Annotated in this window: 18 protein-coding genes and 3 pseudogenes; 18 read left to right on the top strand and 3 right to left on the bottom strand. The window is 70.0% G+C overall.

Annotated elements, in window-relative coordinates:
* Nucleotides 1-120 precede the first annotated feature (120 nt).
* A pseudogene (locus tag OG568_RS08110) lies at nt 121-791 on the top strand (CBS domain-containing protein).
* Nucleotides 792-874: 83 nt separating this feature from the next.
* Here the strand turns inward: OG568_RS08110 and OG568_RS08105 are convergent.
* Nucleotides 875-1,165 carry a DUF1876 domain-containing protein gene (locus tag OG568_RS08105; RefSeq protein ID WP_329530894.1) on the bottom strand — a complete coding sequence of 97 codons (291 nt, stop codon included), beginning with the start codon at nt 1,163-1,165 and terminating at the stop codon, nt 875-877.
* 549 nt (nt 1,166-1,714) lie between these two features.
* On the opposite strand from OG568_RS08105, the pseudogene OG568_RS08100 reads away from it, so the two are divergent.
* Nucleotides 1,715-1,939 (top strand): annotated as a pseudogene (locus tag OG568_RS08100) (universal stress protein); the annotation flags it as partial.
* 152 nt (nt 1,940-2,091) lie between these two features.
* Here OG568_RS08100 and OG568_RS08095 read toward each other — a convergent pair.
* Nucleotides 2,092-2,676, bottom strand: a complete 585-nt coding sequence (locus OG568_RS08095) for an Rv1733c family protein (RefSeq protein WP_181648372.1) — start codon at nt 2,674-2,676, stop codon at nt 2,092-2,094.
* A gap of 417 nt (nt 2,677-3,093) precedes the next feature.
* Between OG568_RS08095 and OG568_RS08090 the strand changes: the two genes are divergently transcribed.
* The 9 genes from OG568_RS08090 (at nt 3,094) to pflA (ending at nt 13,613) form a co-directional block, all read left to right on the top strand.
* Nucleotides 3,094-4,164 (top strand): zinc-dependent alcohol dehydrogenase family protein, encoded by a 1,071-nt coding sequence (locus OG568_RS08090; RefSeq protein WP_329530893.1) that lies wholly within the window; start codon nt 3,094-3,096, stop codon nt 4,162-4,164.
* 43 nt (nt 4,165-4,207) lie between these two features.
* Nucleotides 4,208-4,912 carry a helix-turn-helix domain-containing protein gene (locus OG568_RS08085; protein ID WP_329530892.1) on the top strand — a complete coding sequence of 235 codons (705 nt, stop codon included), beginning with the start codon at nt 4,208-4,210 and terminating at the stop codon, nt 4,910-4,912.
* Nucleotides 4,913-5,047: 135 nt separating this feature from the next.
* A complete protein-coding gene (locus tag OG568_RS08080; protein ID WP_181648369.1) occupies nt 5,048-5,491 on the top strand; it encodes a pyridoxamine 5'-phosphate oxidase family protein in 444 nt (147 codons plus the stop codon).
* Between the two features lie 211 nt (nt 5,492-5,702).
* Nucleotides 5,703-7,184: an APC family permease gene (locus OG568_RS08075; RefSeq protein WP_443077579.1), complete on the top strand. Its 1,482-nt coding sequence runs from the start codon at nt 5,703-5,705 to the stop codon at nt 7,182-7,184.
* A 52-nt stretch (nt 7,185-7,236) separates the two neighbouring features.
* Nucleotides 7,237-8,457, top strand: coding sequence for an arginine deiminase (locus OG568_RS08070; protein ID WP_181648367.1), 1,221 nt, complete (start codon nt 7,237-7,239; stop codon nt 8,455-8,457).
* 80 nt (nt 8,458-8,537) lie between these two features.
* Nucleotides 8,538-9,539 carry an ornithine carbamoyltransferase gene (argF, locus tag OG568_RS08065; protein ID WP_329530891.1) on the top strand — a complete coding sequence of 334 codons (1,002 nt, stop codon included), beginning with the start codon at nt 8,538-8,540 and terminating at the stop codon, nt 9,537-9,539.
* Between the two features lie 3 nt (nt 9,540-9,542).
* Entirely contained in the window at nt 9,543-10,466 is a 924-nt protein-coding gene (locus OG568_RS08060) for a carbamate kinase (protein ID WP_329530890.1), read from the top strand.
* A 145-nt stretch (nt 10,467-10,611) separates the two neighbouring features.
* Complete coding sequence (gene pflB, locus OG568_RS08055; RefSeq protein WP_329530889.1) at nt 10,612-12,870, top strand: formate C-acetyltransferase; 2,259 nt, start codon at nt 10,612-10,614, stop codon at nt 12,868-12,870.
* A gap of 5 nt (nt 12,871-12,875) precedes the next feature.
* Nucleotides 12,876-13,613, top strand: a complete 738-nt coding sequence (gene pflA / locus OG568_RS08050; RefSeq protein ID WP_329530888.1) for a pyruvate formate-lyase-activating protein — start codon at nt 12,876-12,878, stop codon at nt 13,611-13,613.
* Nucleotides 13,614-13,798: 185 nt separating this feature from the next.
* Here pflA and OG568_RS08045 read toward each other — a convergent pair whose 3' ends face one another.
* Nucleotides 13,799-16,177 (bottom strand): SpoIIE family protein phosphatase, encoded by a 2,379-nt coding sequence (locus tag OG568_RS08045; RefSeq protein WP_329536299.1) that lies wholly within the window; start codon nt 16,175-16,177, stop codon nt 13,799-13,801.
* A gap of 249 nt (nt 16,178-16,426) precedes the next feature.
* Here OG568_RS08045 and OG568_RS61330 point away from each other — a divergent pair.
* From OG568_RS61330 to OG568_RS08015, 7 genes and pseudogenes are all read left to right on the top strand, one after another.
* A pseudogene (locus OG568_RS61330) lies at nt 16,427-16,802 on the top strand (hypothetical protein); the annotation flags it as partial.
* Between the two features lie 803 nt (nt 16,803-17,605).
* On the top strand, nt 17,606-17,962 hold the full coding sequence (locus tag OG568_RS08040) for a zinc ribbon domain-containing protein YjdM (protein ID WP_329530887.1): 357 nt from the start codon (nt 17,606-17,608) through the stop codon (nt 17,960-17,962).
* A gap of 161 nt (nt 17,963-18,123) precedes the next feature.
* A complete protein-coding gene (locus OG568_RS08035) occupies nt 18,124-18,465 on the top strand; it encodes an ArsR/SmtB family transcription factor (protein ID WP_181648360.1) in 342 nt (113 codons plus the stop codon).
* On the top strand, nt 18,462-20,195 hold the full coding sequence (locus OG568_RS08030; protein WP_329530886.1) for a SulP family inorganic anion transporter: 1,734 nt from the start codon (nt 18,462-18,464) through the stop codon (nt 20,193-20,195). Before OG568_RS08035 ends, OG568_RS08030 begins: the two co-directional genes overlap by 4 nt.
* Complete coding sequence (locus tag OG568_RS08025; RefSeq protein ID WP_181648358.1) at nt 20,192-20,599, top strand: pyridoxamine 5'-phosphate oxidase family protein; 408 nt, start codon at nt 20,192-20,194, stop codon at nt 20,597-20,599. Before OG568_RS08030 ends, OG568_RS08025 begins: the two co-directional genes overlap by 4 nt.
* Entirely contained in the window at nt 20,599-21,024 is a 426-nt protein-coding gene (locus tag OG568_RS08020; RefSeq protein WP_329530885.1) for an ATP-binding protein, read from the top strand. The genes OG568_RS08025 and OG568_RS08020 overlap by 1 nt, the downstream gene beginning before the upstream one ends.
* A 35-nt stretch (nt 21,025-21,059) precedes the next feature.
* Nucleotides 21,060-21,473 carry an anti-sigma factor antagonist gene (locus OG568_RS08015; protein WP_329530884.1) on the top strand — a complete coding sequence of 138 codons (414 nt, stop codon included), beginning with the start codon at nt 21,060-21,062 and terminating at the stop codon, nt 21,471-21,473.
* Nucleotides 21,474-21,479 lie beyond the last annotated feature (6 nt).

The raw sequence follows: 21,479 nt of genomic DNA, 5'->3' as shown, positions 1-21,479 counted from the left end.
AACAGGTGCCGCGGGCACCGCAACCGGTAGTGGCCGGCTTCTGGCACAGCTGCCGCGCGACCACGCCTGACCGCCATGGCCCGGCAGCCTGACCACCATGGTTCGGACGGGATGGGCGACATGCACCACCGTACGGTCGAGGAGCTCATGACCCGGGAGGTCGTCCGGGCGCCGCGCGACATGCCGTTCAAGGAGATCGTCGGACTGTTGGCCGAGAACGATGCCACCGCCGTACCCGTGGTCGACGAACTGGACCGCTCCATGGGTGTCGTGTCGGAGGCCGATCTGCTGCGCAAGGCCTCCACCCAGGCCGATCCCCCGGGCCGGATCCCGCTTCCGCACGCGGAGGCGTGGGAGCGGGTCAAGGCCGAAGGGGCCAGGGCCGAGGAGCTGATGTCGGCTCCCGCGGTGTGCGCCCGTCCGGAGTGGACGGTGGTCGAGGCGGCCCGTCTCATGGCGGTTCAGAACGTGAGGCGACGGCCCGTAGTGGACGAGAGGGGCTGGCTCCGGGGCATTGTCAACCGCGGCGACCTGCTACGGATCTTCCTACGGCGCGACGACGCCATCTGTGAGGAGATCACCGGGGACGTGCTGCGGCGGACGCTGGGCCCCGCCTCGTCGGAGGTGACGGTCGAGGCGCGTGAGGGGGCAGGTGGGCCCTGGGCGGATCCGTCGAGGTCAAGGGCCTGATCCCCGTCATCGAGCGGCTGTGCCGGAGCGTTGACGGCGTGGTCTCGGTGTCCGAGCACACTGCTTGCCGAACCGACGGCTCCCGCACCTCGGACACATGAGATCCGGGGCGGATGTCCGACATCGCCGGGCACTGGGCGTGCGTGCGGCCGGAGTCGATGCGAGGCTGCCGCGCAGGCGTCCGTCACATGGGCCATCCGGCCACCGGGCGAGGACTCCGTCCGGTGGCGGGCATGTCCAGGCCCTCGATGTCGCGCTCGGCGGTGTTGACCAGTTGCTGGGCGAGGTCGTGCATGGCCCTGCCCGCCGCGAGTTCGTCACCGATCTCGGGCACATCGGCATCCGCGGGGTTGCAGTGCGCGTCCCCGTGGCCGGTGAGGGTCGTGGTTCCGGTGTTCACCACCACACGTGCCCTGGTCGTTCCCTCGTCCTCGGAGAGGTAGAGGCGAACCTTCCACTCCACCGTATGCGGCATCACTTTCTCCTCACCTTCGTACCGACCGGTGTGATCCGGACGGAGCCCGCCCGGAGCGCCGACGGTCACCTGCCGGCGCGGGCGTTCTTCCTCGATGCGGTGCCGTCCGGTCGGTGAGCGCGCGGTCAGCCGCGCAGACGCGATGGCCGTGGCGCGACCGGAGCTCGGATGCGGACGGCAACTCCGCGCAGCCGGTTGGGGGCTTCGCCCAGGCACTGGCGCGGGCGCGCGGATCGCTCGCGTTTCGCCCTTGAGCGGGCCCGGTTTCACGCGGGCGGTTTCGCTCCCGTTCCTCACCCCACGGTCGAACGGTGCCGAATCCCGGTCATAGGGCCGAAGGTCCTCGGCGGGAGGCCATCCGGGCCAGGCATCACAGAGGCCCGCACTTACGGCCTGCCGCACCGGAGTCCACATGCGCCGCGAGCAGATTTCGGGTAAGCCTCGGATGAAAGGCAACCGTGTTCGGTGCGTCGGCGCAGGCGATCGAGCAGCGAGCAAGCGGACCCGCTCACCGTCATTCCGGCTTCTTTCAAGACGAAGGTAGTCGCTATGGAGCCAGTGGCCACCGTGGGCCTCGACGGCTCACCCGAGAGCCTTGCCGCCGCCCATTGGGCGGCCGACGAAGCCGAGCGGCGCAGGCTCATGCTGCGTCTGCTGCACGCGTGGCCCCTGCTGGCGCCGGAGCCGACCCGTGCCCCCGCGGAGGTGGATCAGAACTACTGTGGGAGACGCCGAGTTGGGCTCAGCGCCAGCTTGGCCGTTTCCCGAACGCCCCGCGAGGGCCGTGTGGGCCCGTACGAAAGGCCTGTCAGCCCATGCGTCCGCCGGGTTCGGCGGACGCTCGCACGACGACGGGGCGACCATGTCGTGGTCGCCCCGCACACGTGTCTCCACCCGGGGCTGGCCCCTTCGTACCGGGTTCCACCTCACGTGGTCTTGCGCCGCCACCGCGGCCCGACCTGGTCCCACTCTCGCCCCCACTGGTCGTAGCGCCGCTGGTCGAGCCGCCACTGCGCGACGCGCCCGGCGGCGAAGGCCAGGCCGCCGAAGGCAAGTGCGGCTCCGGCGCCGAACACGCCCGCCTCGACGCCGGCCGCTGACGCGGACGTCGGCTCCGTGGTGGGCTGCTCCTTGCTGTTCAGCCAGACGACGACCTTCGATCCCGCCTGATGCCCGGTGTCCACAAGGGCCCGGCCGGTGTGCGTGGAGCCGTCCGTCGCCGTCCAGCGGACCGTCGCCCGGACACGGTCGTAGGGCGTACCCGCCTCGATCGCCACGGTCTGGGCCGTGCTTTCGACGAGGACGGCCTGGACCGGGTGCCGCTCGCGGCGAAGCTGCGCGAAGGACGCGTCGGCGGCATGGGCCGTCAGCAGGCCGGTCAGGGTGCCGCCGATCGCGATGACCGCCCAGACGGCCAGCACGATCCAGGCCTCGACGACGTCGTCGTGTCGTCGCAGGGGATTGCTCCGCCACCGCCACAGCAGTTGCCTCACATGCTTGGTCCTGTGCATCTGACTGCACCTCCTCGTCGTCTCGTCGTAGACAGGACGGTGGCAGCGGGGACTGTGCGAGGGCAGGGGCCGACCAGGCGGCATCGCGGGGCCGTCCGGTACTCCCCGGCGTCCGCTGGCGGGCCGTTCGGCCCTTGTCCGAGAGCGAGGGCGACACCGTGCTCGTACGCGAGGCCGTCGGCCGGCCCGAACGGCCCCGCCAGGTCCCTCAATGGGGACCGACCGGCCCAAGCGGACAGCGAGCGTCACACTCAGGCTGGACATACAAGGTCAATCCACGCGCGACGAGGCCGTCGAAGGGCGTTCCACCATCGTCAGAGCCGGTGATTCCCACGAGAAGGGGTGTCGTGCGCAAGGGGGCGCTCGCACGCCGTCACCCCCGCCACCTGCATCCACCAGGCCCAGGAAGGGATCGTCATGAAAGCACTCGTGTTCCATGGTTCCGGAGAGTCCGCGTGGGAGGAGGTCGCGGATCCCGGTATCCAGGATGCCACCGACGCGATCGTCCGGGTCGACGCCGTCACGATCTGCGGGACCGACCTGCACATCCTCAAGGGTGACGTACCGGAGGTGCGCCCGGGAACGGTGCTCGGACACGAGGCCGTCGGGGAGATCGTCGACGTGGGCGGTGAGGTCCGCACGGTCCGTCCCGGTGACCGTGTTCTGGTCTCGTGCATCACGGCGTGTGGCCGGTGCCGCTACTGCCGGGAAGGGATGTACGGGCAGTGCCGTGCGGGCGGGGGGTGGATTCTCGGCCACTTGATCGACGGCACGCAGGCCGAGTACGTCCGCGTACCGCATGCGGACCTGTCGACGTATGTGCTGCCGGGGGCGGTGGACAGCAAGGACGCCGTGCTGCTGGCCGATATCTTCCCCACCGCCTACGAGGTGGGCGTGCTGAACGGGCGGGTACGGCCCGGGGACACCCTCGTCGTGGTCGGAGCGGGGCCGATCGGGCTTGCCGCGATCGCCACGGCCCGGCTGTACACCCCGGGGAAGATCATCGCGGTGGATCTGGCCCCGGCCCGGCTGGACGCCGCCAAGCGCCTCGGCGCCGACGCGGTGGCCGTGGCGGGGGAGGAGGCGGAGCAGTTGGTCGCCGACCTCACCGAGGGCCTGGGGGCCGATGTGGTCATCGAGGCGGTGGGGGTGCCCGCGAGCTTCGAGGCGTGTACGCGCATGGTGCGGCCCGGCGGGCACGTGGCCAACGTCGGCGTGCACGGCAAGCCCGTGACACTCCACCTCGAGGACCTGTGGAGCAAGAACGTGACGATCACCACCGGCCTGGTCGACACGTACTCCACGTCCACCCTGCTGCGTATGACGGCCGCCGGGCAACTGCCTACGTCGTCCCTGGTCACCCACACCTTCCCGTTGGACGCGATGGAGGAGGCGTACGACGTCTTCTCGCGGGCCGCCGACACAGGCGCGCTCAAGGTCGTCCTCGGCGCACCGCAGCACGACGCCCTGACGGTCAGGACGCCCTGAAGCCTGACGGTCAGGACGCCCTGACAGGAGGAAGTGAACGGCCATGAGTGAACAGACATCGTCGAACGCCGTGTCGGACAGCGCGGCCACCGCGGACAGCACGGACAGCGCGCGGGGCGACATCGGTCGCCGCATCGCTCAGCGGCGCGAGGAACTCGGGCTGACCCGGGAGGAGGCGGCGTCCCGGGCGGGCACGGCTCCCGGCTACGTCCAGTACCTGGAGGAACAGTCGACCGCGATGCCGGGCACTGCCGTCCTCATCCGGCTCGCGGACGCGTTGCAGACGAGCGTGGCGGCCCTGCGCGGAGGCGACGCCGATCTTCCACCCGGTGTCGGTCGGGCCGCCCGCCACCCCGAGCTGGTCGAGCTCAGTGCAGAGGAGTGCTGGATCAGGCTTTCCAGGCACGGCGTCGGAAGGCTGGCGATCGACACGCCGGAGGGGCCGACCATCGTTCCCCTGAACTACACCGTGATCGACGGGGCGGTCATGTTCCGGACGGCATCTGACGCCGTGCCCGCCACAGCTGTCGGGGCGCATGTGGCCTTCGAGGTCGACCACATCGACGAGGCGCTCAGCCAGGGCTGGAGCGTGCTCATCCGTGGCTTCGCCCGGGCCGTGACGGACCCCGACGCAGTGCGTCGGCTGACGGAACTCGCGTACAGCGGTCCATGGGCGGGCGGCGAGCGCGACGTATGGGTACACCTCGAACCCGTCGACACCAGTGGGCGCCGGATCACGGTGCGCTGACCGCCTGGCAAGGGGCGGTTTTCGAAGGGCGGCCGTTCTCCGGCCGTTTCTGGACCGACAGGCCCTCGCCCCGTCCCTCGCCGCCCCACAGGATAAAACGTGTACCGCTGTACCCCGTGAAAGTTGAACCCGGTGATGAATCCCAACGACGGCTTCCGTGAACTCGACCGCGAGGAGTGCCTGCGTCTGCTGGAGCGGGCACCGATCGGCCGCGTCGTCCACACGCGCCACGCCCTGCCCGCCGTCCTGCCGGTCAACTTCTCCTTGGACACCGATTCGGCGGTGCTGATGCGCACTTCGGCCGACTCGGAGCTGGCCGCAGCGATCGACGGCGTGGTGATCGCCTTCGAAGCGGACGAGGTGGATGCGACGGCGCACTCCGGCTGGAGTGTCCTGGTCACCGGCCGCGCGACGGTGGTGACCGATCCCGCCGAGCACGGCCGCCTTGCCCGGACCGGCCCGCGCTCATGGGTGGCCTCACCCAAGGAGGTCTTCATCCGTATCGAGCCCGAGTTGGTGACCGGCCGTCAACTCGTGGGAGGCCACACGATCTATGGGGTGGACCTGTCCTCCTCCTGACCAGACCTGCGCCACGCCAGCGGCCCCGTGTTCCGCCTCCCCGCCCATCGGGGAGGCGGAACACGGGGCCGTTCGGGACCTCCCTAATGGGATCAATGGCCCCGGTGGGGGACGGGTGGCCACTGACCACGATTGCGGCTGCCGAGCAGGATCGTGCACGGATCAAGTCATCCGCAGCCCGTCCCCAGCGACCCGCGCAAGGAGCACAGCCATGTCCAGCACCCAAAGAAGCGACGAAAGGCCGACCCCCAGGGCGGCCCTCGGCCTTCCCTCGGCGACCGCGCTCGTGATCGGCAGCATCATCGGCACCGGAGTCTTCGCTCTCCCCTCGGCCCTGGCGCCCTACGGACCTGTCTCGCTCGTGGCGTTCGGCGCCGTCACGCTCGGCGCACTCGCGCTGGCGGTGACCTTCGGGGCGCTGTCGAAGCGCGTCCCGGCGAGCGGCGGCCCGTACGTCTACGCCCGTGAGGCCTTCGGCGAGTTCGCCGGGTTCCTCAACGCCTGGTCTTACTGGATCACCGCGTGGGCCGGGAACGCCGCCATCGTGGTTGCCTGGGTCGGTTACGTCGAGGTGTTCGTGAACACCGGCCACCGCACGGCGATGTCGGTGCTCATCGCGCTGGTCGGGCTGTGGATCCCGGCCGCGATCAACCTCACCGGCGTACGGAACATCGGCGCCTTCCAAGTGGTCACCACCGTACTGAAGTTCATCCCGCTGGTCTTCATGGCCACCATCGGCCTGCTGTTCATCGACCCGCACAACTTCGGTTCCTTCAACGCCAGTGGCCAGTCGGCGATGGGCGCGATCTCGGCAGCCGCGGCCATCGCCCTGTTCAGCTACCTCGGCCTGGAGGCCGCCTCCGTGGTCGCCGGCCGGGTCCGCGAGCCCGGCCGCAACGTGCCCCGCGCCACCGTGTACGGCACCCTCGCCTGCGCCGTCATCTACATCCTCGGCACCCTCGCCGTCTTCGGTACCGTCTCGCACGGCGAACTCGGCGCCTCCACCGCGCCGTTCACCGACGCCGCCAACAACATCTTCGGCGGCACCTGGGCCGGCGACACGGTCGCGGTGGCCGCCATCATTTCCGGTATCGGCGCCCTCAACGGCTGGACCATGCTCTGCGCCGAAATGCCGTACGCCGCCGCCCGTGACGGACTCTTCCCCGGGGCCTTCGCGAAGCTGCGCGGTGAGAAGGGCGTCCCGGTCTTCGGCATCGTCGCCTCCACCGTCCTCGCCTCGCTGATCACCGTGTTCAGCTACACCCGCTTTGACAACGTCTTCACCAAGATCGTGCTGCTGAGCGTGCTGACCGCCGTGATCCCGTACCTCTTCTCCGCCGCCGCCCAGCTGTACTGGCTGCTGGTCCGCGGCCGCGAGAACCTCAGCCCCCGGCGGCTGGCCCGTGACGTCACCGTCTCCGCGCTGGCGATGGCCTTCTCGTACTGGTCGATCCAGGGCAGCGGCTATCAGACCGTCTACTACGGGCTGTTCGTCCTGCTGCTCGGACTGCCGGTGTACGTGTGGCTGAAGCGGGGCCAAGGGGTGTACGGCGAGGAGTCGACGGCTCCCGAGTCTGTCTCCGAGGGCAGGGCTCCCGAGACCGCCGTCCCGCCGGCCAAGCGGATCTCCCGTGCAGTGCCCACGAGCCGCACCGGTGTCCTCCGGAGGAACCGCCTCCGCAACCGTGATTGACCACGCCCCGAGCCAACCCCCGCACCCGTACGACCACAGGAGCAGCCCTGCCATGAACGCCACCACCTTCCACGTCGACTCCGAAGTCGGCCGCCTCCGCCAGGTGATCCTGCACCGCCCCGGCCTGGAACTCTCCCGGCTGACCCCGCGCAACGTCGACGCCCTGCTCTTCGACGACATCCTCTGGGCCAAGCGCGCCCGCGAGGAGCACGACGCCTTCGCCCAGGTGCTGCGCGACCACGGGGCCCGGGTGCACTACTTCGCCGACCTGCTGGCCCAGACATTGGACGTCCCGGAGGGCCGCGACTGGCTCCTGGACCGGGTCGTCACCCCCGCGACCGTCGGCCCCGCCCTGCTGGACGCGGTGCGCGAGCGGTGCGCCGAGCTGGACGGCGAGACCCTCGCCGGCTATCTGATCGGCGGCATGCTCAAGAGCGACCTGCCGCTCGCCACCCCGCACAGCCTGGTCTGGAACGCGCTCGACGCCGAGGCCTTCGCGCTCGCCCCGCTGCCCAACCACCTCTTCCCGCGCGACAACTCCTGCTGGATGTACGACCGGTTGTCGGTCAACCCGATGGCCAAGCAGGCCCGGCGGCGCGAGAGTCTGCACGCCGAGGCCATCTACCGGTTCCACCCGATGTTCGCCTCCGCCGCGCCCGAGCCGATCCTTGACGGCCCTGTGGGGACGCTCGAAGGCGGCGACGTGCACGTCCTCGGCAACGGCGCCGTCATGGTCGGCATGGGGGAGCGGACCACCGCCCAGGCCGTGGAGAACCTGGCCGCCCGGCTCTTCGCCGCAGGCACGGCCACCCGGCTGATCGCCGTCCAACTCCCGGCCACCCGGGCGTACATGCACCTCGACACCGTGCTGACCATGCTCGACGGCGACGCCTTCGCCGTCTATCCCGGCCTTGCCGACTCCCTTCGCTCGTGGACCCTGCGGCCCAGCGACGCGTACGCGACCGGATTCGATGTCACCCCCAATTCCGAACTGGCGACAGCGCTCGCCGAGGCACTCGACCTGGACAAGGTCCGCATGCTGTCCGCGCCGCAGGACCTCGCGGGCGCCGAGCGCGAGCAGTGGGACGACGGCAGCAACTTCCTCGCCCTCGCGCCCGGGGTCGTCGTCGGCTACGAGCGCAACGTCACCACCAACACCTATCTGCGCAAGCAGGGCATCGAGATCGTCACCATCGCCGGCGCCGAACTCGGCCGCGGCCGGGGCGGCCCGCGCTGCATGAGCTGCCCGATCGAACGCGACCCGGCCAACTGAGGGCTGTCGCCGCCGAGACGGCCGTACGCCTCCACGACACCCCAGCCCCTGCCCTTACCCACCGCACCAGCGAGGAACCCATGACCACGGACCTGCGAGGCCGCTCCTACCTGAGCGAACTCGACTTCACCGCCGCCGAGATCCACCACCTCCTCGACCTGGCCGCCGATCTCAAGGCGGCCAAGTGCTCCGGCACCGAACAGCCCCGGCTGACCGGCAAGCACCTCGCTCTGATCTTCGAGAAGACCTCCACCCGCACCCGCTGCGCCTTCGAGGTCGCCGCCGCCGACCAGGGCGCCGCCACCACCTACCTCGGCCCCGGCGACACCCACGTCGGCAGCAAGGAGTCCATCGCCGACACCGCCCGCGTCCTCGGCCGGATGTTCGACGGTATCGAGTACCGCGGCTCCGCCCAGTCAATCGTCACCGAACTCGCCGCCCGCTCCGGCGTCCCCGTCTACAACGGCCTCACCGACACCGCACACCCCACCCAGAGCCTGTGCGACGTCCTCACCATGCAGGAGCACAGCCCCCAGCCACTGCCGGAAATCAGCTACGCCTACCTGGGCGACGCCCGCAACAACATGGGCAACTCGCTGCTGTCGATGGGCGCCCTGCTCGGCATGGACGTACGGATCGCAGCGCCCAAGGCGCTCTGGCCGCAGCCGGAGCTGGTCGCCGCCTGCCGCGCGCTCGGGGCGGACAGCGGGGCCCGGATCACCCTCACCGAGGACGTCGAGACCGCCGTACGCGGCGCGGACTTCCTGCACACCGACGTCTGGGTTTCCATGGGCGAACCCGCCGCCACCTGGCGCGAGCGCATCGAACTGCTGCTGCCCTACCAGGTCAACGACAAGATCCTCGCCCTCACCGGCAACCCGGACGTGAAGTTCATGCACTGCCTGCCCGCCCTGCACGACCACCACACCCACCTCGGCCGCGAACTGCTCGACACCTACGGTCTGGACGGCCTCGAAGTCACCGACGAGGTCTTCTCCTCGTCCGCCTCCGTCGTCTTCGACCAGGCGGAGAACCGGCTGCACACCATCAAGGCCGTACTCGTCGCCACGCTGGAGGACTGAGCCATGCGCATCGTCATCGCTCTCGGAGGCAATGCCCTGCTGCACCGCGGCGAACGTCCCGACGCGGCCGTCCAGGAGGCGAACGTCGACCGGGTGACCACCGCGATAGCCGCCCTCGCCCAGGAACACGAGATCGTCATCACCCACGGCAACGGCCCCCAGATCGGTCTGCTCGCCGTCGAGAGCGCCGCCGACCCCGCCCTGAGCACCCCCTACCCACTGGACCTGCTCGGCGCCCAGACCCAGGGCATGATCGGCTCCCTGCTGGCCCGCACCCTGCACGACGCCCTGCCCGGACGGCGGATCGCCGCGCTGGTCACCCACACCCTCGTCCGGGCCGACGACCCGGCCTTCGAGCACCCCACGAAGTTCGTGGGTCAGGTGTACCCCTACGAGGTCGCGTCCACGCTCGCGCGCAAACGCGGCTGGCACATCGCCGCCGACACCACCGGCTGGCGCCGCGTCGTCCCCTCTCCGGCGCCCGAACGCATCCTGGAGACCGACACCGTCCACGAACTCCTGAACAGTGGCACGCTCGTCATCTGCGCCGGCGGCGGAGGCGTCCCGGTCACCGCCGACCCCGACACCGGCGCACTCACCGGGGCCGAGGCCGTCATCGACAAGGACCTCACCGCGGCGCTGCTCGCCGAGGACCTGAAGGCCGACTTCCTGCTCATCCTCACCGACGTGCCCTGCGTCTACGCCGGCTACGGCACCCCCGACCAGCGGCCCGTCCTCGGCGCCACCCCCGCCGAACTGCGCCGCGGCGGCTTCCCAGACGGCTCGATGGGTCCCAAGACCGAGGCCGCCGCCCGATTCGTCGAACGCACCGGGGGACTGGCCGCGATCGGATCCCTGGACGCCGCGTACGAGATCGTCCACGGCAGCTCGGGCACCCTCGTCCGACCGGATCTGCCTGCCGCGTGAGTGCCCGTGACAAGGGGGCCGAACGGCCTCCGCCGGGGGTCGGACGGCGGGGGCGTGGGCCCTGCCCGGCCCTCCCGGCGACGATCGCGTCGCGCGAGTATCGAAAGCGAGACATTCCAGTGCGGAACAAAGGAGAGAACCGGCGATGACAGCGACAGTGACAGCCGGGACACGCGCCCCCGAGGCATTGCGCGGCTTCGCCGGGACACGATGGCGCGAGCACGTCGACGTACGCGACTTCATCCAGGCCAACTACACACCGTACGAGGGCGACGCGGCCTTCCTGACCGGTCCGACGGACCGCACCCGCACCGTGTGGGAGAAGGTCAGCGCCCTGTTCCCGGAGGAACGGCGCAGGGGCATCCTGGACGTCGACACCAAGACCCCGTCGACGATCACCTCGCACGCGCCCGGGTACATCGACCGTGAGCGGGAGCTGATCGTCGGCCTCCAGACCGACGCCCCGCTGAAGCGCGCGATCATGCCGAACAGCGGTCTGCGGATGGTCGAGAACAGCCTGAAGGCGTACGGCTACGAGCCAGACCCCTTCGTCACCCGCGTCTTCGGCACCTACCGCAAGACCCACAACGACGGTGTCTTCGACGCCTACACACCCGAGATGCGCGCCGCCCGCAAGGCCGGGATCATCACCGGACTGCCCGACGCCTACGGCCGCGGCCGGATCATCGGCGACTACCGGCGCGTGGCGCTGTACGGCACCGCCCGACTGATCGAGGCCAAGCGCGCGGAGCGCGCAATGCTGGACGCCGAGCCGTCCACGTCCGACGTCATCCGAGACCGAGAGGATCTGGCGGAGCAGACCAGGGCGCTGGACGAGTTGACGCGGATGGCGTCCACGTACGGCTGCGACGTCTCCCGCCCCGCCGCCACCGCCCACGAGGCCGTGCAGTGGCTCCACCTTGGCTATCTCGCCGCCGTGAAGGAACAGAACGGCGCCGCGATGTCGCTCGGCCGCACCTCCACCTTCCTGGACGTGTACCTGCAACGGGACCTGGCAGAGGGGATCCTCGACGAGATCGGCGCCCAGGAGCTGATCGACGATTTCGTGATCAAGCTGCGGATCGTACGGTTCCTGCGCACCCCCGAGTACGACGCGCTGTTCTCCGGCGATCCGACCTGGGTGACGGAGTCCATCGGCGGTATCGGTACGGACGGCCGTCCGCTGGTCACCCGCACCTCCTTCCGCTTCCTGCAGACTCTCTACAACCTCGGCCCGGCCCCTGAACCCAACCTGACCGTGCTCTGGTCGCCCCGACTTCCCGCCGGCTTCAAGGAGTTCTGCGCCCAGGTCTCCATCGACACCAGCGCCGTCCAGTACGAGTCCGACGAGCTGACGCGCCCGCGCACCGGGGACGACACCGCGATCGCCTGCTGTGTGTCGGCGATGGCGGTCGGCAGGCAGATGCAGTTCTTCGGGGCACGGGTCAACCTCGCCAAGGCCCTGCTGTACGCGATCAACGGCGGTCGGGACGAGCTGACCGGCGAGCAGATCGCGCCCCAGGTACCCGCGCTGACCGGGGAGTACCTGGACTACGAGGAGTTGTCGACCGCGTACGACCGCATGCTGGACTGGCTGGCGGGGACGTACGTCAACACGCTCAACGTCATCCACTTCATGCACGACAAGTACGCCTACGAGCGCATCGAGATGGCGCTGCACGACCACCCGGTCCACCGCTTCATGGCCTGTGGCATCGCGGGTCTGTCGGTCGCCGCCGACAGCCTGTCCGCCGTCAAGCACGCGCGGGTGAAGGTGATCCGGGACGACACCGGGCTGGCCGTCGACTTCGAGACCGAGGGCGACTGGCCGGCGTACGGGAACAACGACGACCGCGCCGACGCCCTCGCGGTCGGCCTGGTCGAGTCCTTCATGGCCAAGGTGCGCAGGCACCCGACCTACCGGAACGCCGAGCACACCCAGTCCGTACTGACGATCACCTCGAACGTCGTCTACGGCAAACACACCGGCAACACCCCGGACGGCCGGCGCGCCGGACAGCCCTTCGCACCCGGGGCCAACCCCATGAACGGACGTGACCGGCACGGCGTGGGCGCCTCCGCGCTGTCGGTCGCCAAACTGCCCTACGAGCAGGCCCGCGACGGCATCTCGCTGACGACGACGATCACCCCGGAGGGCCTGGGACACGCGCCCGGCGAGCGGGCCGGGAACCTGGTCGGCATCCTCGACGCGTACACGGCCTCCGGCGGCTTCCACATGAACGTCAACGTCCTGGACCGGACCACGCTCGAGGACGCGATGGAACACCCGGAGAAGTACCCGGAGTTGACCATCCGCGTCTCCGGCTACGCCGTCAACTTCGTCCGTCTGACCCGTGAGCAGCAGCTCGACGTGATCAGCCGCACCTTCCACGGCTCGCTGTGAGTGCGATGAAGGTCGTGACGACGGGCCGGATCCACTCCTGGGACCTGTCCACCGGCGTGGACGGTCCCGGGACCCGGTTCGTCCTCTTCACCAGCGGTTGCCCACTGCGGTGCCTGTACTGCGCCAACCCCGACACCTGGCACATGCGGGACGGCCGCGACGCCACGGTCGACGAGGTGATGGCGGAGATCGAGAAGTACCGGGGCTTCGTCACCACGGCCGGGGGAGGAGTGACGATCACGGGAGGCGAGCCATTGCTTCAGCCCGCCTTCACCGCCGAACTCCTCCGTCGCTGCAAGGAGGCGGGGCTGCACACCGCACTCGACACCTCCGGCTTCCTCGGCGAGCGCGCCACCGACGGACTCCTCGCCGACACCGACCTGGTACTCCTGGACATCAAGTCCTTCGACATTCGCACGTACCGGAAACTGACCGGCGGGGAACTGGCCCCCACGCTCAACTTCGCCACCCGCCTGGACAGCCTCGGCACCGCGGTGTGGATCCGCTACGTCCTGGTCCCCGGCTGGACCGACGACCCGGAGGCCGTGAGCGGGCTCGCCCGCTTCGTCGCCGGTCTCGGCAATGTCGACCGCGTGGACGTCCTCCCGTTCCACAAGCTGGGCGCCTCGAAGTACGAGGCTCTTGGGGTCCCTTTCCCACTGCGGGACAACCCGGTTCCCGAACCGGCGCTGACGGAGCGCGTCCGTGAGCAGTTCAGGGAGCACGGGCTCACGGCTTACTGAGGCTCAGAACGCGGGTCCGAAGCGGGAGCGCGAACCGGACTGGCACTGATCATGTTCCTGGGCGAGCGTCGCATCGGTCACCGGAAGCAAGTTCCTCGTCGAAGCGACTGTGCCCGTGGACTGGTTGTCTGCGGGTTCTTCCGCGACAGCGACCGCACGTGGTCAGGTGCCGTCACGATCGCTCGTTAAGGAATGACGATCTCAGCCCAGATCGACTTCCCCGTGGCCAGGTGGCGCGTGCCCCAACGTTCGGCGAACTGGGCGACGAGCAACAGGCCGCGCCCGCCTTCGTCGAAGATGCGGGCTCGCCGCATGTGCGGGGCGGTGCTGCTGGCATCAAAGACCTCGCAGATGAGCACGGTGTCGCGGATCAGGCGCAGCTGGATGGGAGGGTTGCCGTAGCGGATCGCGTTGGTGACGAGCTCGCTCACCACCAGCTCGGTGGTGAAGGAGACGTCGTCCAGTCCCCAGTCCGCCAGGCGACGGGAGACCTCGCCACGCGCACCCGCCACGGCAGCCGGGTCGGAAGGCAGATCCCAGGTGGCGACCCGGCCCGTGTCGAGGGCTTGGGTGCGCGCGATGAGAAGGGCGACGTCGTCCGAGGGCTGTACGGGAAGCAGGGTCTGGATCAGGTCGTCGCAGGTGGCCTCCAGCGAGGGAGCGGGCCGCTCCAGGCGTTGGAGCAGTAGCGCCATGCCCTTGTCGAGGTCGTGTTCGAGGGATTCGACCAGGCCGTCCGTGTACAGCGCGAGCAGGCTGCCACGGGGCACCTCCCATTCGACGGCTTCGAAAGGCAGCCCGCCCACTCCGAGCGGAGGGCCGACCGGCAGGTCGATGAACTCCGCCGTGCCGTCGGGCGTGACCACGGCGGGTGGGGGATGGCCCGCTCCGGCGGCGGTGCAGCGGCGCGAGACCGGGTCGTAGACCAGGTACAGACAGGTGGCGATGAGATCGGTGACGATCTCGAGCTCCGAATCTGTGGCAGTGCCCTCCTCCCTCCTGAGGTGGGTGACCAGGTCATCGAGGTGGACGAGGAGCTCCTCGGGAGGCAGGTCGACGTCCGCGAGAGTACGTACCGCGGTCCGTAGCCGCCCCATGGTGGCTGAGGCGCGCAGACCGTGGCCCACCACGTCTCCGACGACCAGGGCGACCCGGGCTCCCGACAGGGGGATCACATCGAACCAGTCGCCGCCCAGTCCGGCCTGGGCGCGAGCCGGCAGGTAGCGGTGGGCCACCTCCACGGCGTCCTGAGCGGCGAGCCGCTGCGGAAGCAGACTTCGCTGCAGGGCCAGGGCGGTGGTCCGCTCGCGGGTGAAGCGGCGGGCGTTGTCCACAGCCACGGCGGCGCGTGCGGCGATCTCCTCCGCGAGGAGCAGATCGTCCTCGTTGAAGGGGTCCCGGCGCCGGTGGCGGACGAGCACGGCTACCCCGAGCGTGATGCCTCGGGCGCTCAACGGGATCACCATGAGCGAGTGCATTCCGAAGGCGTGGACCTTCACTGCGCGCGCGGGGTCGGCCGTCCGCCAGCTCTCTACGGCTTCGTCCAGGGTGCGGTGCAGCGAGGAATGCCCCGTGAGAAGGCAGTGGGCAGGCGGCGAGGAATCCGGGTAGTAGTCCACATCTCCCGGCCGGATCACCGACTCGGGTACACCGGGAAGGACGGACTGCTGGGCGACGCGGCGCAGACCGATGGAGCCCTCGTCGGACGGCCTGGGCTCGAAGCCGCGCAACAGGGATTCCAGCAAGTCGATACTGATGAAGTCCGCGAGTCGACCCACCGCCACATCGGCCATCTCCTGTGCCGTGCGCGTCACGTCGAGGGTGCTGCCCACCTGCGTGCTGACGTCGTTCAGCAGGGCGAGCCGCTCTCGGGCCCGGTGCAGTTCGGTGACGTCGAGCGCGATGAGCTGCACGTGGCGCACCTCCCCTGCCGGGTTCCTGACGGGGGACACGGTGACGGCCCAGAAGCTTCCGTGGGCACTGGGGCGCGGTCGGCCGTGCACATGAAAAAATTCTGGTTCTCCCGTCTCGAAAACCCTGCGCATCCCCTCTTCGACCGTGGTGCAGATATGGGGAGGCATGATGTCGGTGACGCGTCGGCCACGCATCTGCCGCTCCGAGAGGCCCAGCGCGCGGACCGCGCCGGCGCTCCCCCGCAGGGCCCGCAACTCGGTGTCGTAGATCATCACCGGCAGGTGGGACTGTGCGAAGGCTTCCTCTGCCGTCGCCTCGCCCTCATACGGATAAGGCTCCTGACGCGGACGCGTCTGCTGTGGCGGAGTGGCCACGATGAGCCACTGTGCGTTGCCCTCCCTGTCGAGTGACGCGTACGCCTGAAGCTCGGCTTCCATGTCGTGGCCGTCCCGGTGTCGCAGCGGGGTCGTTGCGTTCCACCCCTCGAGAACCGCGGAGAAGTCCACCGGGGCGTGGGCGTTCCGGCCGAGCAGACGCGCCGCTGGACGCCCGACAACGTCCTCGTACGGGTACCCGAGCAACCGCTGTGCGCCGGTACTCCACCCCGTCACGTTCCCCAGTGCGTCAACGACTGCCGTGGCCGAGGTCATCGGACTCGGAGGCGGACCGAGGCCGTTTCCGAGGGGGCCGGCATTCTCCATGTCCATTCATCGCCCATCCTGCCCCCCAGGCTTGCGGGTCCTGGCGTGGCAGAGGCCGCAGGTCGGCGAAACGTCGCTTCCCGTCGCGACGGCTCCTTATCTTCACTTGTATCTCTCCTTGAGCGCGCACGCAGGTCGACGAACGACGCGGAGGGGGACTCCGCACCGATATCGCCGCGCGCCTCGGCCATGTCGGCCAACGCGCGGGTGTGTGTGCTCGACCCCCGTCTCCAGCCGGTGCCCGTCGACATGGCCGGAGAGCCCTACATCGCGGGAGCGGGCGTCACCCGCGGCTACCTCGACCGCCCGGGGCTAACGGTGGAGCGGGTTCGCGGCCTGCCCGTACGGCGGGCCGGGCGAGCGCATGTACCGCACGGGGGACTGTGTGCGCTGGCGGGAGAACGGACACCTGGAGTACCTCGGACGCCTCGACGACCAAGTGAAGATCCGGGGCTTCCGGGTGGAGCTGGGCGAGCTGGAGGCGGCTCTGCTCCGGCACGTGGGCGTGGCGCAGGCGGCAGCCGCCGTACACAAGGACCGGACGGGCGACGCCCGCCTTGTGCTGTACGCCGTTCGACAGGGGGAACAGCCGCGCCGGGCCCGGAGGCCAGCGGTCCCGTTGCGGAACCGCGAAGAAGATAACGGGGGATCGGCCGGCCGCAGGAGGTGCGCGGTGATCCCGGGTCCCGTCTGTTCGTACGCCCGCGCCGGTCGCGGTGTTCGGGCTGCGGGATCCGCACGTGCTGCTGCCGGAGGCCATCTGGCCGCGGTGGGCGGATGCGGCCGAGGTGATAAGGGGCTGGCCTGGAGATGTCCCCGGGGTTTGGGGACACCGCCAGGCCGCCGCGCATCTGGACCGGGCCGAGCGCATGGTCCGACGCTGGATCCGCCGCTTCCGCGGGCAGCCGGAGGCCGATCGCCGATACTTCACGGTCGCGCCGGTCGCGGTCGCTGATGACCCGGTGATGCCCGACCCGTCCCGGACTCCGCTGACGGACGCTGTCTCGGCCACCCCGGCCGCCCATCGGGCGCCCGGGGTGAACTGGGGCCGCATGAACACGGTGTCGCGGTGGGAGTTCGCTGGCCGGTCGGCCATACTCCGCTGTTCCCCGATGGCACCGGCGGCCTGATCCACCTCGCCAGTCACGGCCTGCCCCGCTCGGTCAACCACATCGCCTTGTAGGCGCTGATCGCTGCGTTCGCTGACGAGAGGAGCATCGTGGACGACTCTTCCTCCCGCCTCTCCATCACCAAGACATATGTGACAGCGCGGACCACGAAGGCGGCACTGGGACCACGAAGGCTGCGGCGGTCTGGCGGCCGCCGGGGCCTTCTCGTCCTGTCGGGACGGAGGGCGAGGCCGGATACGCTGGCGGGGTGATGGAGAATCTTCCTCCCTGTCCGAAGTGCTCGTGTGAGTACACCTACGAGATGAACGCCCTGGTGGTGTGCCCGGAGTGCGGCCATGAATGGGTGCCCGCCGAGGGCGGCACGGATTCTGGCGCCCCCACGGAGCGGGTCGTCAAGGATGCCGTCGGCAATGTGCTGCAGGACGGCGATTCCGTCGTCGTGGTGAAGGCGCTCAAGGTCAAGGGCAGCCCTTCGGGGATCAAGGCCGGCACGAAGGTGCGCAGCATCCGACTGGTCGACGGAGTCGATGGACACGACATCGACTGCAAGTTCGACGGTTTCGGGGCGATGCTGCTGAAGTCGAGCGTGGTCAAGAAGGGCTGACCGGCCCGCCCCGTTCGCCGGGGCGACCCGGCAGCAGTCTGATGCTGAATTGCAAAATTTCGCAATTGGTTAGATGCTGTCATGGCTATGCCTGCAGGTAGTCGCGGGCGCAGCCTTCGCTTGCCCCGGGTGGGGCGCTGCCGGGGAAAGAGGGTCCCGTCGTGTCCGTTCCGCTGTACCAGGCCAAGGCCGAGTTCTTCCGGATGCTGGGGCACCCCGTACGGATACGGGTGCTGGAGCTGCTGCAGGACGGGCCGATGCCGGTACGTGATCTGCTGGCCGCGATCGAGGTGGAGCCCGCCAACCTGTCGCAGCAGCTGGCGGTGTTGCGCCGCTCGGGCATCGTCACCTCCCAGCGGGAGGGCTCGACGGTGGTCTACGCGCTCGCCAGCGGGGATGTCGCCGACCTGATGGGGGCCGCGCGCCGCATTCTGACCGAGCTGCTGGCAGGGAAGAACGCGCTGCTGGCAGAGCTGCTGGAAACCCAGGTCGCCGCGCGATGAGGATCTCGTTCGGCCGGGTCGGCGCCCGGCTCACCGCGCTGCTGCCGGGCCGTACGGATCTGGCGGAGATACGCCGCAACCCGCGCCGGGACCTGCTGGCCGGCCTCACGGTGGCGATCGTCGCGCTGCCGCTCGCGCTCGGTTTCGGCGTCTCCTCCGGGCTCGGCGCGGAGGCGGGCCTGGCGACCGCGGTCATCGCCGGCGCGCTGGCCGCGGTATTCGGCGGTTCGAATCTGCAGGTGTCCGGACCGACGGGCGCGATGACGGTCGTACTGGTGCCGATCGTCGCCGAGCACGGGCCGTCCGGGGTGCTCACCGTCGGGCTGATGGCGGGCGTGATGCTCGTCGCGCTCGCCCTGCTCCGGGCCGGGAAGTACATGCAATACGTGCCCGCGCCCGTCGTGGAGGGCTTCACCCTCGGCATCGCCTGCGTGATCGGACTGCAGCAGATCCCGAATGCCCTCGGGGTGCCCAAGCCGGAAGGCGACCGCGTCCTCGTGGTGACCTGGCGCGCCCTGGAGGCGTTCACGAAGAACCCGAACTGGACCGCCGTAGCTTTCGCCCTGGCGGTCGCGGCCGTCATGCTCGTCGGGGCTCGCTGGCGGCCCACGGTGCCCTTCTCCATCCTCGCGGTGATCGCGGCCACCGTCGTCGCCCAGGTAGCCGGTCTGGACGCGGCGAAGCCGATCGGTGACTTGCCGTCCGGCTTGCCCGCCCCCTCGCTGGCCTTCCTCGACGTCGGCGCACTCGGCTCACTGCTCGCCCCAGCGGCCGCTGTGGCGGCGCTGGCCGCCCTGGAGTCGCTGCTGTCGGCCTCGGTGGCCGATGGCATGACGGTCGGCCAGAAGCACGACCCGGACCGCGAGCTGTTCGGCCAGGGCCTGGCCAACATCGCCGCCCCGCTCTTCGGCGGGGTGCCCGCGACCGGCGCGATCGCGCGGACCGCGGTAAACGTCCGGACCGGGGCGGGGTCCCGGCTGGCGGCCCTCACCCACGCCGCGATCCTCGCCGTGATCGTCTTCGCTGCCGCGCCCCTCGTCTCCAGGATCCCGCTCGCCGCGCTCGCCGGCGTGCTGCTGGCCACCGCGATCCGCATGGTCGAGGTCGGCTCGCTCAAGGCGATGGCGAAGGCCACCCGCTCCGACGCCCTGATCCTCGTATTGACCGCCCTGGCCACCCTCGCCCTCGACCTCGTCTACGCCGTGATCCTCGGCCTTATGGTCGCGGGCACGCTCGCCCTGCGTGCCGTGGCCAAACAGGCGCGCCTTGACCAGGTACCACTCGACCAGGGCGACCACAGTGCTGAGGAACATGCCTTGCTCGCCGAGCACATCGTCGCGTACCGGATCGACGGGCCGCTGTTCTTCGCAGCCGCCCACCGCTTCCTGCTGGAGTTGGCCGAGGTCGCCGACGTACGCGTCGTCATCCTGCGCATGTCCCGCGTGACCACCATCGACGCCACCGGCGCCCTGGTCCTCAAGGACGCGGTGGAGAAACTCAACCGGCGCGGCATCGCTGTTTTGACCTCCGGAATACGCCCCAGCCAGCGCCAGGTCCTGGACTCCGTGGGTGCATTGGAGCTGCTGCGTCTGGAGGGACGCGAGTACGCCACCACGCCGGAGGCGATCCAGGGTGCGCGCAGCTACCTGGAATCCGCCGGTGTCATGCCGCCCCACCCTGCCCAGATGTCCCGGCCCATCAGCGAGGAAACAGAGGAAACCGTCGGATGAGCACTGCCCCTGCATCCCTGCGCATGGTCGAGGTCTCGGGTGCCGAGGCGCTGTGGCTGCTGGAGGGCAGTGCGCTGGGACGGCTGGTGTACGCGCAGCGGGACCTGACCGTCCTGCGCCCGGGCCGGCACACCTGGGAGTACGGCCGCCTGGTGGTGCGCACCCCGGCACCTGCCGCTGCGCTCCCCGCCACGGCGACCTACCACGTGGACGAGGTCCGCGCGGCGACCGGTACCGGCTGGAGCGTCACGGTCGCCGGGCCGGTCGACGTGATCACCGAGCCTGACGAGGCCGCCCACTACCAGCGCACCCTCGACGGCTGGAGCCACGGCCCGCACGACACCCTGCTGCGCCTGCACCCCAAGACGGTGACCGGTTTCCGCCTCGCCCGCGCGGAGGCGTGATGAGCACTCAGCTCGAAACCCTGCCCTACCGGCATGTCCTCACGCTGCCGACGATGCCGTCCGCGGTCCGCATGGCCCGGGAAACCGCCGAGCAGGCGCTGGCCGAGTGGGGTATCAGCCTGCGTCACCCCAGCGTCGATCCGGCCCTGCTGATCCTCGGTGAACTGGTCACCAACACCGTCCGGCATGCCGCCGACCGCTCCCCGCAGCTGACCGTCATCTACGCGGCGGGCAAGGACTGTCTGGCCTTCGCCGTCCATGACCGTCACCCCTACCAGCCGGCGTTGTACGGCGCGGTCACCCAAACCGGTGTCGGTGGTCTGGGCACGGTCATGGAGCTCACCCTCGGCCTGGGCGGCACGGCCGTCGTACGGGGTGATGCCGACGGCCAGGGCAAAAGCATCTGGATCACCCTCCCCCTCTGAATCACCGGGCTGACCGCGCAAGGAAGTTGACGAACATGACCATCGAGTGGCGCTACACCGTCGAGCAGGACCTCGGCATCCTGTCCGTCTCCGGTTACCTGGGCCCGGATGCCGTCTTCCGCTTCACCGGTGCCGTTGGTTGGGCGATGGTCCGCGGGACCGGTCCGGTCATTGTCGATCTCACCGGACTGCGCGGCTGGTCGGCCGAGGGGCAGTTGGCGATCACCGAGGCCGCGCGCCGTCTCGCTGCAGCGGGCCGCAGCCTGGAACTGGCCGCGATCCCCGCCGACGGATCCCTCGTCCCCGGCGGAGACTGCCCGCTCATCCCCGTGCACGCCGACCTGGCCGGCGCGCTCGCCGCACACAGCACACGGCACGACGAGCCGCCGCAGGGCCGCCCCGAGTGGCAGACGACAGGGCGCCCGACGGGAGACCAGCAGCGGGCCTGATCCCGC

This window comes from Streptomyces sp. NBC_01450 (assembly GCF_036227505.1).
GTDB lineage: Bacteria > Actinomycetota > Actinomycetes > Streptomycetales > Streptomycetaceae > Streptomyces.
The sequence above is the reverse complement of the archived record's forward strand: the minus strand, read 5'-3'. Positions and strand labels throughout refer to the sequence as shown.

Coding starts and splice junctions, on each gene's coding strand:
- OG568_RS08105 (WP_329530894.1), bottom strand. CDS start 1,165: ATGCCGCATACGGTGGAGTGGAAGGTTCGCCTCTACCTCTCCGAGGAC.
- OG568_RS08095 (WP_181648372.1), bottom strand. CDS start 2,676: ATGCACAGGACCAAGCATGTGAGGCAACTGCTGTGGCGGTGGCGGAGC.
- OG568_RS08090 (WP_329530893.1), top strand. CDS start 3,094: ATGAAAGCACTCGTGTTCCATGGTTCCGGAGAGTCCGCGTGGGAGGAG.
- OG568_RS08085 (WP_329530892.1), top strand. CDS start 4,208: ATGAGTGAACAGACATCGTCGAACGCCGTGTCGGACAGCGCGGCCACC.
- OG568_RS08080 (WP_181648369.1), top strand. CDS start 5,048: ATGAATCCCAACGACGGCTTCCGTGAACTCGACCGCGAGGAGTGCCTG.
- OG568_RS08075 (WP_443077579.1), top strand. CDS start 5,703: ATGTCCAGCACCCAAAGAAGCGACGAAAGGCCGACCCCCAGGGCGGCC.
- OG568_RS08070 (WP_181648367.1), top strand. CDS start 7,237: ATGAACGCCACCACCTTCCACGTCGACTCCGAAGTCGGCCGCCTCCGC.
- argF (WP_329530891.1), top strand. CDS start 8,538: ATGACCACGGACCTGCGAGGCCGCTCCTACCTGAGCGAACTCGACTTC.
- OG568_RS08060 (WP_329530890.1), top strand. CDS start 9,543: ATGCGCATCGTCATCGCTCTCGGAGGCAATGCCCTGCTGCACCGCGGC.
- pflB (WP_329530889.1), top strand. CDS start 10,612: ATGACAGCGACAGTGACAGCCGGGACACGCGCCCCCGAGGCATTGCGC.
- pflA (WP_329530888.1), top strand. CDS start 12,876: ATGAAGGTCGTGACGACGGGCCGGATCCACTCCTGGGACCTGTCCACC.
- OG568_RS08045 (WP_329536299.1), bottom strand. CDS start 16,177: ATGACCTCGGCCACGGCAGTCGTTGACGCACTGGGGAACGTGACGGGG.
- OG568_RS08030 (WP_329530886.1), top strand. CDS start 18,462: ATGAGGATCTCGTTCGGCCGGGTCGGCGCCCGGCTCACCGCGCTGCTG.
- OG568_RS08025 (WP_181648358.1), top strand. CDS start 20,192: ATGAGCACTGCCCCTGCATCCCTGCGCATGGTCGAGGTCTCGGGTGCC.
- OG568_RS08020 (WP_329530885.1), top strand. CDS start 20,599: ATGAGCACTCAGCTCGAAACCCTGCCCTACCGGCATGTCCTCACGCTG.
- OG568_RS08015 (WP_329530884.1), top strand. CDS start 21,060: ATGACCATCGAGTGGCGCTACACCGTCGAGCAGGACCTCGGCATCCTG.